At 66.4% G+C, this 12,023-nt stretch carries 23 protein-coding genes; all 23 read right to left on the bottom strand.

Going from position 1 to position 12,023, the window contains the following annotated elements; genetic code table 11:
- Positions 1–10: 10 nt before the first annotated feature.
- The gene (locus tag GEV27_RS03625; RefSeq protein ID WP_153654319.1) at positions 11–574 is read right to left on the bottom strand and encodes an adenylate kinase; all 564 of its coding nucleotides are present in this window, start codon (positions 572–574) and stop codon (positions 11–13) included.
- Between the two features lies 1 nt (position 575).
- Positions 576–1,880, bottom strand: a complete 1,305-nt coding sequence (gene secY, locus GEV27_RS03620; protein ID WP_153654321.1) for a preprotein translocase subunit SecY — start codon at positions 1,878–1,880, stop codon at positions 576–578.
- A gap of 124 nt (positions 1,881–2,004) precedes the next feature.
- Positions 2,005–2,448 (bottom strand): 50S ribosomal protein L15, encoded by a 444-nt coding sequence (gene rplO, locus GEV27_RS03615; protein ID WP_108579696.1) that lies wholly within the window; start codon positions 2,446–2,448, stop codon positions 2,005–2,007.
- A 2-nt stretch (positions 2,449–2,450) separates the two neighbouring features.
- Positions 2,451–2,633 carry a 50S ribosomal protein L30 gene (gene rpmD, locus GEV27_RS03610; RefSeq protein ID WP_153654323.1) on the bottom strand — a complete coding sequence of 61 codons (183 nt, stop codon included), beginning with the start codon at positions 2,631–2,633 and terminating at the stop codon, positions 2,451–2,453.
- The gene (gene rpsE / locus GEV27_RS03605; RefSeq protein ID WP_153654325.1) at positions 2,633–3,247 is read right to left on the bottom strand and encodes a 30S ribosomal protein S5; all 615 of its coding nucleotides are present in this window, start codon (positions 3,245–3,247) and stop codon (positions 2,633–2,635) included. Before rpsE ends, rpmD begins: the two co-directional genes overlap by 1 nt.
- 43 nt (positions 3,248–3,290) lie before the next feature.
- Positions 3,291–3,674 (bottom strand): 50S ribosomal protein L18, encoded by a 384-nt coding sequence (gene rplR / locus GEV27_RS03600; protein ID WP_153654327.1) that lies wholly within the window; start codon positions 3,672–3,674, stop codon positions 3,291–3,293.
- Between the two features lie 3 nt (positions 3,675–3,677).
- Positions 3,678–4,220 (bottom strand): 50S ribosomal protein L6, encoded by a 543-nt coding sequence (rplF, locus tag GEV27_RS03595; protein ID WP_153654329.1) that lies wholly within the window; start codon positions 4,218–4,220, stop codon positions 3,678–3,680.
- Between the two features lie 14 nt (positions 4,221–4,234).
- Positions 4,235–4,642, bottom strand: coding sequence for a 30S ribosomal protein S8 (gene rpsH / locus GEV27_RS03590; RefSeq protein ID WP_108579704.1), 408 nt, complete (start codon positions 4,640–4,642; stop codon positions 4,235–4,237).
- Between the two features lie 78 nt (positions 4,643–4,720).
- Positions 4,721–4,906 carry a type Z 30S ribosomal protein S14 gene (locus GEV27_RS03585; protein ID WP_056209415.1) on the bottom strand — a complete coding sequence of 62 codons (186 nt, stop codon included), beginning with the start codon at positions 4,904–4,906 and terminating at the stop codon, positions 4,721–4,723.
- 1 nt (position 4,907) lies between these two features.
- A complete protein-coding gene (gene rplE, locus GEV27_RS03580; protein WP_153654331.1) occupies positions 4,908–5,468 on the bottom strand; it encodes a 50S ribosomal protein L5 in 561 nt (186 codons plus the stop codon).
- Positions 5,469–5,470: 2 nt separating this feature from the next.
- Positions 5,471–5,833, bottom strand: a complete 363-nt coding sequence (gene rplX / locus GEV27_RS03575; RefSeq protein WP_153654333.1) for a 50S ribosomal protein L24 — start codon at positions 5,831–5,833, stop codon at positions 5,471–5,473.
- A gap of 1 nt (position 5,834) precedes the next feature.
- Entirely contained in the window at positions 5,835–6,203 is a 369-nt protein-coding gene (rplN, locus tag GEV27_RS03570) for a 50S ribosomal protein L14 (RefSeq protein ID WP_056209423.1), read from the bottom strand.
- Positions 6,204–6,213: 10 nt separating this feature from the next.
- Positions 6,214–6,501, bottom strand: coding sequence for a 30S ribosomal protein S17 (gene rpsQ, locus GEV27_RS03565; RefSeq protein ID WP_153654335.1), 288 nt, complete (start codon positions 6,499–6,501; stop codon positions 6,214–6,216).
- Complete coding sequence (rpmC, locus tag GEV27_RS03560; protein WP_153654337.1) at positions 6,498–6,737, bottom strand: 50S ribosomal protein L29; 240 nt, start codon at positions 6,735–6,737, stop codon at positions 6,498–6,500. The genes rpsQ and rpmC overlap by 4 nt, the downstream gene beginning before the upstream one ends.
- Positions 6,737–7,156, bottom strand: a complete 420-nt coding sequence (rplP, locus tag GEV27_RS03555) for a 50S ribosomal protein L16 (RefSeq protein ID WP_153654339.1) — start codon at positions 7,154–7,156, stop codon at positions 6,737–6,739. Before rplP ends, rpmC begins: the two co-directional genes overlap by 1 nt.
- Entirely contained in the window at positions 7,156–7,986 is an 831-nt protein-coding gene (gene rpsC / locus GEV27_RS03550) for a 30S ribosomal protein S3 (RefSeq protein ID WP_153654341.1), read from the bottom strand. Before rpsC ends, rplP begins: the two co-directional genes overlap by 1 nt.
- On the bottom strand, positions 7,986–8,444 hold the full coding sequence (gene rplV / locus GEV27_RS03545; protein ID WP_153654343.1) for a 50S ribosomal protein L22: 459 nt from the start codon (positions 8,442–8,444) through the stop codon (positions 7,986–7,988). The genes rpsC and rplV overlap by 1 nt, the downstream gene beginning before the upstream one ends.
- Complete coding sequence (gene rpsS, locus GEV27_RS03540; protein ID WP_056209436.1) at positions 8,441–8,722, bottom strand: 30S ribosomal protein S19; 282 nt, start codon at positions 8,720–8,722, stop codon at positions 8,441–8,443. The genes rplV and rpsS overlap by 4 nt, the downstream gene beginning before the upstream one ends.
- Positions 8,723–8,739: 17 nt before the next feature.
- Entirely contained in the window at positions 8,740–9,567 is an 828-nt protein-coding gene (rplB, locus tag GEV27_RS03535; RefSeq protein ID WP_153654345.1) for a 50S ribosomal protein L2, read from the bottom strand.
- A 13-nt stretch (positions 9,568–9,580) separates the two neighbouring features.
- Positions 9,581–9,886: a 50S ribosomal protein L23 gene (gene rplW / locus GEV27_RS03530; RefSeq protein WP_153654347.1), complete on the bottom strand. Its 306-nt coding sequence runs from the start codon at positions 9,884–9,886 to the stop codon at positions 9,581–9,583.
- Positions 9,883–10,878 carry a 50S ribosomal protein L4 gene (rplD, locus tag GEV27_RS18200; protein ID WP_153933474.1) on the bottom strand — a complete coding sequence of 332 codons (996 nt, stop codon included), beginning with the start codon at positions 10,876–10,878 and terminating at the stop codon, positions 9,883–9,885. The genes rplW and rplD overlap by 4 nt, the downstream gene beginning before the upstream one ends.
- Before the next feature lie 4 nt (positions 10,879–10,882).
- Entirely contained in the window at positions 10,883–11,539 is a 657-nt protein-coding gene (gene rplC / locus GEV27_RS03520) for a 50S ribosomal protein L3 (RefSeq protein ID WP_153654351.1), read from the bottom strand.
- Positions 11,540–11,555: 16 nt separating this feature from the next.
- Entirely contained in the window at positions 11,556–11,864 is a 309-nt protein-coding gene (gene rpsJ, locus GEV27_RS03515; RefSeq protein ID WP_007078637.1) for a 30S ribosomal protein S10, read from the bottom strand.
- Between the last annotated feature and the right edge of the window lie 159 nt (positions 11,865–12,023).

Raw genomic sequence — 12,023 nt, 5'->3', positions numbered from 1 at the left:
AAGCGCGCCCCTACGACGGGAGCGCGTCGGCGATGCGGCGGGACACCTCGTCCACCTCACCCACGCCGTCGACCTGGATGAGGAGTCCGCGCTTGCCGTAGACCTCGAGCAGCGGGGCGGTCTCGGCCGTGTAGACCTCCTGGCGGTGGCGGATGACGTCCTCGGTGTCATCGGCACGGCCGCTGGTCTCGGCACGCTTGAGCAGGCGCTGGATCAGCTCCTCGGGGTCCACCACGAGCTCGATGACGCCGTCGAGCGACGTGCCCAGCTCGTCAAGGATCTCATCGAGCTTGGCGACCTGGTTCACCGTGCGCGGGTAGCCGTCGAGGATGAAGCCGTCGCGGGCGTCCTCCTGCGCAAGACGGTCCTTGACCATCGCATTGGTGACCTCGTCCGGGACGTACTCGCCGGCGTCGGAGTAGCGCTGCGCGGTGCGGCCCAGCTCGGTCTGCTCCTGGATGTTGGCCCGGAAGATGTCGCCCGTGGAGATGTGCGCACCACCGATGCGCTCGGCCAGACTCACGGCCTGGGTTCCCTTGCCCGCGCCCGGCGGGCCCATGATGAGGAGGCGCATTTTACTTGAGGAACCCTTCGTAGTTGCGCTGCTGGAGCTGGCTCTCGATCTGCTTGACCGTGTCCAGCCCCACACCGACGATGATCAGGAGGGTCGTACCGCCGAATGGGAAGTTCTGGCTGGCACCGATCGCCGCGATGGCGATCATCGGGATCAGGGCGATGAGCCCGAGGTACAGCGCACCCGGGGCCGTGATGCGGCTCAGCACGTACGCGAGGTACTCCTGCGTCGGCCGGCCGGCGCGGATGCCGGGGATGAAGCCGCCGTACTTGCGCATGTTGTCGGCGACCTCTTCGGGGTTGAACGTGATCGACACGTAGAAGTACGTGAAGAACACGATCAGCAGGAAGAAGGTGGCCATGTAGAGCGGGTGGTCACCGCGCACGAAGTTGTCGTTGATCCACGTCGCCCACGAGGCACCGGAGTTGAACTGGGCCATGAGCGCCGGGAGGTACATCAGGGACGAGGCGAAGATGACCGGGATGATGCCGGCCTGGTTGACCTTGAGCGGGATGTACGTCGAGGAGCCGCCGAACATCCGGCGTCCGACCATCCGCTTGGCGTACTGCACCGGGATGCGGCGCTGCGCCTGCTCGATGAAGATCACGCCCGCCACGATCAGCAGGCCGATCAGGACCACGAGGGTGAACGTCGTCCAGCCCTTGGTCTCCTTGATCTGCCACATCGCGCCGGGGAAGGTCGCGACGACCTGCGTGAAGATGAGGATCGACATGCCGTTGCCGACGCCGCGGTCGGTGATGAGCTCACCGAGCCACATGATGACCGCGGTGCCCGCGACCATCGTCAGCACGATCAGCAGGAACGACCAGATGCTGTCGGGGTTGTAGAGCAGCGGCCCGGTCTCGGACCCGCCGAACAGGTTGCCGCTGCGGGCCAGCGCCACGATGCCCGTGGCCTGCAGGATCGCCAGGCCCAGCGTCAGGTAGCGCGTGTACTGGGTGATCTTGGTCTGCCCGGACTGGCCCTCCTTCTTGAGGGCCTCCAGCCGTGGGATGACCACGACGAGCAGCTGCAGGATGATGCTCGCGGTGATGTACGGCATGATGCCGAGCGCGAACACCGTGAGCTGCAGCAGCGCACCACCGGAGAAGACGTTGATGAGGGCGAAGAGGCTGCTGTTGTCGCCTGACGAGGCGGCCTCCACGGAGTCCTGCACGTTGCCCACGTTGATGCCGGGAGCCGGCATCGTGGAGCCGAGACGGAACAGGACGATGACGAACAGGACGAAGAGGATCTTCTTCCGCAGGTCTGGCGTTCGAAACGCGTGGACGAAGGCGCTGAGCACCGCGGTCCTCCTCGTGCACTGAGAGTGATCGATGTGAACGGACAAAAGCGGGCTCGCGCCCGCGTGCTGACTCTAACAGCCAGCAAAACAGCCGGGGCAGGGCTCTCGCCCTGCCCCGGACGCGTCAGCCAAGAATGGTGACGCTGCCGCCTGCTGCTTCGATCTTGGTCTTGGCCGAGGCGGAGAACTTGTCCGCCGTGACCTGGACCTTGACGTTGATGTCGCCCTGACCGAGGACCTTGACGGGACGTCCCTTGCGGACCGCTCCGTTGGCGACCAGCGACGCGACGTCGATGTCACCACCCTCGGGGTAGAGCTCCTGGATGCGATCCAGGTTGACGACCTGGTACTCCTCGCGGAACGGGTTCTTGAACCCCTTCAGCTTCGGCAGGCGCATGTGGATGGGAACCTGTCCACCCTCGAAGCCGACGGGAACCTGGTAGCGGGCTGCGGTGCCCTTGGTTCCACGACCGGCGGTCTTGCCCTTCGAGCCCTCACCACGACCCACACGGGTCTTGGCGGTCTTGGCCCCGGGGGCCGGGCGCAGGTGATGAAGCTTGAGCGCCATGATCAGTCCACCTCCTTGACGTCGACGAGGTGCGGGATGGACGTCGCCATGCCGCGGATCTCGGGACGATCCTCAACGACAACCACGTCGCCGATCCTCTTCAGACCGAGCGAGCGCAGGGTGTCGCGCTGGTTCTGCTTGCGTCCGATGCCGGACTTGGTCTGGGTCACCTGGAGCTTGGCCATCAGGCACCCACCCCGGCGTCAGCCTTGGCCTTGGCCTCGGCGATGCCTTCCTTGCCGGCCCGCAGGAGCGCCGCCGGAGCGACCTCCTCGACCGTCAGGCCGCGGCGCTGGGCCACCTGCTCAGGCGACTCGAGCATGCGAAGGGCTGCGACCGTCGCGTGCACGATGTTGATCGCGTTCGACGAGCCGAGCGACTTCGACAGGACGTCGTGGACGCCGGCCGCCTCGAGCACTGCACGCACCGGGCCACCGGCGATGACGCCGGTACCGGGCGATGCGGGACGAAGGAAGACGACGCCAGCCGCCTTCTCGCCCTGCACCGGGTGCGGGATGGTGCCCTGGATGCGCGGGACGCGGAAGAAGGACTTCTTGGCCTCTTCGACGCCCTTCGCGATCGCGGTGGGAACTTCCTTGGCCTTGCCGTAGCCGATGCCGACCTGGCCGTCGCCGTCGCCGACGATCACGAGGGCGGTGAAGCTGAAGCGACGACCACCCTTGACGACCTTGGCGACACGGTTGATCGTGACGACCTTCTCGATGTACTGCGACTTCTCGGCGCCGCGATCATTACGACCGCGTCCGCCTCCGCCTCCGCGGCGCTGCTGCCCGCTCATGCGGCACTCCTCACGTTTGAGAGAAATTCAGTGTTGTTGGTCATCAGAACTCCAGCCCACCCTCGCGGGCGCCGTCGGCCAGTGCTGCGACGCGACCGGCGTACTTGTTGCCGGCGCGGTCGAAGACGACCGTCTCGACGCCTGCAGCCTTGGCACGGTCCGCGACGAGCTCGCCGACGCGCTTGGCCTTGGCCGTCTTGTCGTCGCTCGACGAACGCAGGTCGGCCTCCATCGTCGACGCGGACGCGAGGGTGTGTCCCTCGAGGTCGTCGACGATCTGGGCAACCATGTGCTTGCTGGAGCGGGTGATGACCAGACGCGGACGCTCGGCCGATCCCTGGATCTTCTTGCGACCACGGATCTGGCGGCGCAGGCGCGACGCGGTACGACCCTTGGTGCTCTTGTTGTGCCTGATCGAGATAGCCATGAGCTACTTACCAGCCTTTCCGACCTTGCGGCGGACGTGCTCGCCGGCATAGCGCACACCCTTGCCCTTGTAGGGCTCGGGCTTGCGGATCTTGCGGATGTTCGCTGCGACCTCACCGACGGCCTGCTTGTCGATGCCGTGGACGGCGAACTTGGTGGGCGACTCGACCGAGAACGTGATGCCCTCGGGAGCCTTGACGGGCACCGGGTGGCTGAAGCCGAGCGCGAACTCGAGGTCAGTCGGACCCTTGGCCGCAACGCGGTAACCGACGCCGACGATCTCGAGCTTCTTCTCGTAGCCCTCGGTGACACCGATGACCATGTTGCTGATCAGGGTGCGCGAGAGGCCGTGGAGCGCCTTGCTGCGTCGCTCGTCGTTCGGACGCTCGATCGCGAGCGTGCCGTCCTCGTCCTTGCGGACCGTGATCGGCTCGGCGACGGTGTGCGTGAGCTCGCCCTTGGGACCCTTGACGCGGACGTCCTGGCCCTCGATGGTGACCTCGACGCCCGAGGGAACCGTGACGGGAATCTTGCCAATGCGTGACATGTGTCAGACCCCTCTCACCAGACGTAGGCGAGGACTTCTCCGCCTACGCCCTTCTGGTTGGCCTGGCGGTCCGTGAGCAGACCCTGGCTGGTCGAGATGATCGCGACACCGAGGCCGCCGAGGACCTTGGGCAGACCGGTCGACTTCGCGTAGACGCGAAGACCCGGCTTGCTGATGCGACGGATGCCGGCGATCGAGCGCTCGCGGTGCGGACCGTACTTGAGGGTGATGGTCAGCGTCTTGCCGACCTCGCCCTCCTTGGGCTCGGCGACGTCGATGGACGTGATGTAGCCCTCCTGCTTCAGGATCTCGGCGACGCCGGCCTTCAGCTTGGAGTAGGGCATCGACACGCTGTCGTGGTACGCCTGATTGCCGTTGCGGACACGCGTGAGCATGTCTGCGATCGGATCGGTCATTGTCATGAGTGTGTGTTTTCCATTCCTGCCGTGGTTTCCCTCCGCGGTGCGCAGGGACCTTCGACTGTCAAAAGAGGTGGGTGGTTACCAGGAGCTCTTGGTGATGCCCGGGAGCTCACCGCGGTGTGCCATCTCGCGAAGGCAGATGCGGCAGAGGCCGAACTTCTTGTACACCGAGCGCGGGCGACCGCAACGCTGGCAGCGGGTGTAGCCGCGGACTGCGAACTTCGGCTTGCGAGCGGCCTTGACCTTGAGTCCAGTCTTCGCCATGTCAGTTCTCCTTGTAGGGGAAGCCGAGCAGCTTGAGCAGCGCGCGCCCCTCCTCGTCGTTGGTCGCCGTCGTGACGACCGTGATGTCCATGCCGCGCGAGCGGTCGATCTTGTCCTGGTCGATCTCGTGGAACATGACCTGCTCGGTCAGACCGAACGTGTAGTTGCCACGGCCGTCGAACTGCTTGGGGCTCAGACCACGGAAGTCGCGGATGCGGGGCAGCGCGAGCGTCAGGAGACGATCGAGGAACTCCCACATGCGGTCGCCACGCAGCGTGACGTGCGTGCCGATCGGCATGCCCTCACGCAGCTTGAACTGCGCGATGGACTTGCGGGCCTTGGTGACCTGCGGCTTCTGACCCGTGATGGCCGTGAGGTCGCGAATCGCGCCCTCGATCAGCTTGCCGTCGCGGGCAGCCTCGCCGACGCCCATGTTGACGACGATCTTGGTGAGGCCGGGAACCTGCATGACGTTGTCGTAGTCGAACTGCTCGCGCAGGGCCGGAAGGATCTCCTCGCGGTAGCGCGTCTTGAGACGGGGGGCCGTCTGTGTCTCGCTCATTCTCAGATCTCCTTTCCGGTCTTCTTGGCGATGCGGACGCTGCGCTGTGCGCCGTACGTGGATCCGTCGGGACGCGTCTTGGTGACGTCGTCGCGACGGTAGCCGACACGAGTCGGCTCCTTGTCGGCGAGCAGCATGACGTTCGAGATGTGGATGGGGGCTTCGCTGGTGATGATGCCACCGGATCCTGCGCCACCGGCCTGGGTCGGCTTGGTGTGACGCTTGATGCGGTTGACGCCTTCGACGACGACACGGTCGTGCTCGGCGATCACTTCGATGACCGCGCCCGTGACGCCCTTGTCCTTGCCAGCGATGACCTTGACCTGGTCACCCTTGCGAATGCTGACGTTGCCTTTGCGGGCCATGTCAGAGCACCTCCGGTGCGAGAGAGATGATGCGCATGAACTTCTTGTCGCGAAGCTCACGGCCGACGGGGCCGAAGATGCGCGTTCCACGCGGATCTCCGTCCGCCTTGAGGATGACGGCTGCGTTCTCGTCGAACTTGATGTACGAGCCATCGGGACGACGGCGCTCCTTGACGGTGCGCACGACGACAGCCTTGACGACGTCACCCTTCTTGACGTTTCCGCCGGGGATCGCGTCCTTGACAGTGGCGACGATCGTGTCGCCGATGCCTGCATAACGCCGGCCAGATCCGCCGAGGACACGGATGCAGAGGATTTCCTTTGCACCGGTGTTGTCGGCGACCTTGAGTCGAGACTCCTGCTGAATCATCTGTCGTCTCCTACTTGGCCTTCTCGAGGATCTCGACGATGCGCCAACGCTTGGTCGCCGAGAGCGGACGGGTCTCCATGATGAGGACCCGGTCGCCGACGCCGGCAGCGTTGGACTCGTCGTGAGCCTTGAGCTTGATGTTGCGACGCAGGACCTTGCCGTAGAGCGCGTGCTTGACGCGGTCCTCGACATCGACCACGACGGTCTTGTCCATCTTGTCGCTGACGACAAGACCCTCGCGGGTCTTGCGAGCGGTGCGTTCGGTCACTGCCTCGTCCTTCTGATTCTTGTCGGTCATGCCTGCGACACCTCGTCGGAGGAGGTCTCGACGATGCCGAGCTCGCGCTCGCGCATCACGGTGTAGATCCGGGCGATGTCCTTGCGCACGGCCCGAAGTCGGGCGGTGTTGTCGAGCTGTCCGGTCGCGTTCTGGAAGCGCAGGTTGAACAGCTCTTCCTTGGCCTCGGCCAGCTTCTCGGCCAGGTCCTCGACGCTCACGGCGCGGAGCTCCGCGGCGGTGGTCACGGCTGCCATCACAGCTCACCTGTCTCTCGGGTGATGAAACGGGCCTTCATGGGAAGCTTGTGGATCGCGCGGCGCATGGCCTCGCGAGCCGTCTTCTCGTCGACACCGGACAGCTCGAACATGACGCGTCCGGGCTTGACGTTGGCGACCCACCACTCGGGCGATCCCTTGCCGGAACCCATGCGGGTCTCGGCGGGCTTCTTGGTCAGCGGGCGATCGGGGTAGATGTTGATCCACACCTTGCCGCCACGCTTGATGTGACGCGTCATGGCGATACGAGCGGACTCGATCTGACGGTTCGTCACGTAGGCGGCGGTCACGCACTGGATGCCGTAGTCGCCGAACGCCAGCTCGGTGCCGCCCTTGGCGGCGCCGCGACGGTCGGGGTGGTGCTGCTTGCGGTACTTGACCCTACGGGGCATCAACATCAGGAACCCTCCCCTGCAGGAGTAGCGGCGACGGCCTCGGCCGGCGCCTGGGTCGAAGCGGCAGCGTCGGTCGCCGGAGCGGCCTCGTCGCGGGCGGGACGCTCGGGACGACGCGCGCCACCAGCGGCTCCGCCACGGGCGGGACGACGGTTGCTGCCGGGGGCGGCGGCACGCTTGGCAGCCTCTGCCTCGCGCTCGGCGCGGGTACCCGCGACCTCGCCCTTGTAGATCCAGACCTTCACGCCGATGCGGCCGAAGGTCGTCTTGGCCTCGTAGAAGCCGTAGTCGACGTCAGCACGGAGCGTGTGCAGGGGCACGCGGCCCTCGCGGTAGAACTCCGAGCGCGACATCTCGGCGCCACCGAGGCGGCCCGAGCACTGGATACGGATGCCCTTGGCGCCCGAGCGCATGGTCGACTGCATCGCCTTGCGCATCGCGCGACGGAACTGCACGCGGCCCGAGAGCTGCTCGGCGACGCCCTGGGCGACCAGCTGCGCGTCCATCTCGGGGTTCTTGACCTCGAGGATGTTCAGCTGCACCTGCTTGCCCGTGAGCTTCTCGAGGTCGCCGCGGATGCGGTCGGCCTCGGCGCCACGGCGGCCGATGACGATGCCGGGGCGAGCGGTGTGGATGTCGACGCGGACGCGGTCACGCGTGCGCTCGATCTCGACACGGCTGATGCCGGCGCGGTCCATGCCCTTGGTGAGCATCCGACGGATCTGCACGTCTTCTCCGACGTAGCTCTTGTAGAGCTTGTCGGCGTACCAACGGCTCTTGTGATCCGTCGAGATGCCCAGTCGGAACCCGTGCGGGTTGATCTTCTGTCCCACTATCGGTTCCCGCCCTTCTTCTTGGAGTTTTTGGTGGCCGCGGCGAGGCGCTTGCCCTCGACGAAGTCGGCCGGCTGGACGACCACGGTCAGGTGGCTGCTGCGCTTGAGGATGCGGTTGGCCGCACCCTTGGCGCGGGGACGCCAGCGCTTCATCGTCGGGCCCTCGTCGACGAGGACCGTGGTGATGATCAGCGAGGAGCGGTCGAGCCCCTCGGTGGTCGCGGCGTTCGCAGCGGCGCTCTCGACGAGCTTGTAGAACACCTCGGCGACGGCCTGCGGCGCGAACTGCAGGGTGGCCAGGGCGTTGTCCACGGACTCGCCGCGGATCAGGTCGCCGATGCGGCGCGACTTCTGCGCAGTGACGCGCACGAAGCGAGCCACGGCGAACGCACCGGGCTCGTCGCCCAGGAGCCGCTCGCGCCGTGCGCTCACGCTGTCACGGGTAGCTGCACTCATCGCCTCTTCGCCTTCCGGTCATCCTTCTCGTGTCCGCGGAACGTGCGGGTCGGGGCGAACTCGCCCAGCTTGTGACCCACCATCGAGTCCGTGATGAACACGGGCACGTGCTTGCGGCCGTCGTGCACGGCGATCGTGTGTCCGATGAAGGACGGCAGGATCATCGAGCGGCGCGACCAGGTCTTGATCACGGTGTGGGTGTCGGCGGCGTTCTGCGCGTCGACCTTCTTCTCGAGGTGCCCGTCGACGAACGGGCCCTTCTTCAAACTACGTGGCATCTGTAAACCAATCCTTCTCAGCGGCCGGACTTGCGGCGGCGGACGATCTGGGAGTCGCTGGCCTTGCGCTTGCGCGTACGGCCTTCCGGCTTGCCCCACGGGGAGACCGGGTGACGTCCACCGGACGTCTTGCCCTCACCACCGCCGTGCGGGTGGTCGACCGGGTTCATGGCGACACCACGGACGGTCGGGCGCTTGCCCTTCCAGCGGTTGCGGCCTGCCTTGCCCCAGTTGATGTTGGACTGCTCGGCGTTGCCGACCTCGCCGATCGTGGCGCGGCAGCGGACGTCGACGTAGCGCATCTCGCCCGAGGGCAGACGCAGCTGAGCCTTGTTGCCCTCCTTGGCGACGAGCTGCACGCGCACACCGGCCGAACGGCCCATCTTGGCGCCGCCACCGGGGCGCAGCTCCACGGCGTGGATCTGCGTGCCGACCGGGATGTTGCGCAGCGGCAGGTTGTTGCCGACCTTGATGTCCGCAGCAGCGCCGGACTCGATGGCCTGGCCCTGGGCGATGCCGTCAGGCGCGATGATGTAGCGCTTCTCGCCGTCCGCGTAGTGCAGGAGCGCGATGCGCGCCGTGCGGTTGGGGTCGTACTCGATGTGAGCGACCTTCGCGGGGACGCCGTCCTTGTCGTAGCGACGGAAGTCGATGATGCGGTAGGCACGCTTGTGTCCACCGCCCTGGTGACGCGTCGTGATCCGGCCCTGGTTGTTGCGGCCACCCTTCTTGGGCAGCGGCTCCACCAGGGACTTCTCCGGCGTCGTGCGGGTGATCTCGGCGAAGTCGGCGACGCTCGAGCCACGACGGCCCGGCGTTGTCGGCTTGTACTTGCGAATAGCCATTAGTCCTCAGTCCTCAGTTGCTCGGGCTCGAGAAGATGTCGATGCTCTGGCCGGCGGCGACACTGACGATTGCGCGCTTCGTGTCCTTGCGCTTGCCGAGCCCCGAGCGCGTACGACGCGTCTTGCCCTTGCGGTTGAGCGTGTTGACCGCGGTGACCTTGACGCCGAAGATCTTCTCGACGGCGATCTTGATCTCCGTCTTGTTGGCATCGGGGTGCACCACGAACGTGTACTTGTTGTCGTCGAGCAGGCCGTAGCTCTTCTCGCTGACGACCGGCGCGATCAGAACGTCGCGGTGGTCCTTGTGGATCGTGCTCACTTGTCGTCTCCTGCCTTGGTGAAGCCGGCAGCCTCAGCCGTCTCGGCCGAGTCGAACCAGACCTCGGCCTCGACGTCGTCGTAGCCCGCGTCATCGGCCGTGTGGAAGTGACCCTCGGCGCCCTTGACCTCGTGGCCCTTGGGAGCGTTGCCGCTCTTCAGGGGGGCCTTCGAGCCCGGGCCGTAGGGCTGGGTCGCCGTGGCGTTGGCCGGGACGGTGCTGCCCTCGGCCGCGTCAGCAGCCGGGGCCTCGTCGGCGGGTGCCGCAGCAGCCTTCTTGGCCGGCGCCTTCTTGGCGGTCGCCTTCTTGGGCGCCGGGGCGGCGTCCTTGCTGGAGACCTCGGTGGCCAGCTCGCTGAGGGCGATGGTGTCGCTGCCCTCGGCCGAGCGGGCCGCCACGAACGCGTCGAACGCGCTCTGCGTGAAGACCAGGTCATCGGCCTTCAGCACGTCGTACGTGTTGAGCTGGTCGAAGGTCAGGATGACCGTGTTGTCGACGTTGCGCAGGCTGAGCGCCGTGAGCGTGTCGTCACGGTCGACGACGATCAGCACGCGGGGGCGAGGCGTGAGGCCGCGCAGCGTGGCGATCGCAGTCTTCGTGGAGGGCGCGTCGCCGCCCACGATGCTCTCGACGACGTGCAGACGACCCGTGCGGGCCCGGTCCGACAGGGCGCCACGCAGAGCGGCAGCCTTCATCTTCTTGGGCGTGCGCTGGTCGTACGAACGCGGCGTCGGGCCGTGGACCGTTCCACCACCGTTGTACTGGGGTGCACGGATCGAGCCCTGACGAGCACGGCCGGTGCCCTTCTGGCGGTAGGGCTTCTTGCCACCGCCGGACACCTCCCCGCGCGTCTTGGTGCTGTGCGTGCCCTGGCGTGCCGCAGCGAGCTGCGCGACGACGACCTGGTGGATCAGCGGGATGTTGGTCTGGACGTCGAAGATGTCGACGGGCAGCTGGGCATCAATGCTGCCCTTGGGAAGATCGAGTGCCATGACGTCAGGCTCCCTTCACTGCAGAGCGGATGACGACGAGAGCACCCTTGGGGCCGGGAACGGCGCCCTTGATGAGGATGACGCCCTTGTCGATGTCGACCGCGTGGACCTTGAGGTTCTGGGTGGTGACCTGCTCGGCACCCATGTGGCCGGCCATGCGCAGACCCTTGAAGACGCGACCCGGGGTGGCGCAGCCACCGATCGAGCCGGGCTTGCGGTGGTTGCGGTGCGCGCCGTGCGAGGCGCCCACGCCGGAGAAGCCGTGACGCTTCATGACGCCGGCGAAGCCCTTGCCCTTGCTGGTCGCGGTGACGTCGACGACGTCCCCGGCGGCGAAGATCTCCGGGGAGATCTCCTGGCCCAGCGTGAAGTCGGCGATGGCCTCGGTGCGGATCTCGACCACGTGGCGACGGGGCGTGACGCCGGCCTTCGCGAAGTGACCGGAGACCGGCTTGTTGACCTTGCGGCCGTCGATCTCGCCGAAGCCGACCTGGACGGCGGAGTAGCCGTCGGTCTCACGCGTGCGGATCTGCGTGACGACGTTGGTGTCGGCCGCGATGACGGTGACGGGAACGATCTTGTTGTCGGCATCCCAGACCTGGGTCATGCCGAGCTTGCGGCCGAGGAGGCCGCGCGTGGTGGCTGTGCTGGTGTCGCTCATTGGTCGCTGACTCCCCTCAGAGCTTGATCTCGATGTCGACGCCGGCAGGCAGGTCGAGGCGCATGAGCGAGTCGACTGTCTTCGGCGTCGGGTCAATGATGTCGATGAGGCGCTTGTGGGTGCGCATCTCGAAGTGCTCGCGGCTGTCCTTGTACTTGTGCGGCGAACGGATCACGCAGAAAACGTTCTTCTCGGTGGGCAACGGCACCGGTCCTGCGACCTTGGCGCCCGTGCGCGTCACCGTGTCGACGATCTTGCGTGCCGACGTGTCAATGACCTCGTGGTCGTAGGCCTTGAGCCGGATACGGATTTTTTGTCCCGCCATGCTCTCGCTTGTCCTTTACGTTCGTTCGCTTCGCAGTCTCGCCCCCGGTTGGGGGAAGAAAGGCTCCTCCCTCCCGCCGACCCCCGAGGTCGGGCGTGTCGCGGCCACTCGGGCACAGACGTCACACACTTGTCGAGTTAGGTGGTTGGACCCGCCGCA

The organism is Aeromicrobium sp. S22, from assembly GCF_009661045.1.
GTDB lineage: Bacteria > Actinomycetota > Actinomycetes > Propionibacteriales > Nocardioidaceae > Aeromicrobium > Aeromicrobium yanjiei.
This window is presented reverse-complemented; position numbering and strand designations above follow the sequence as displayed.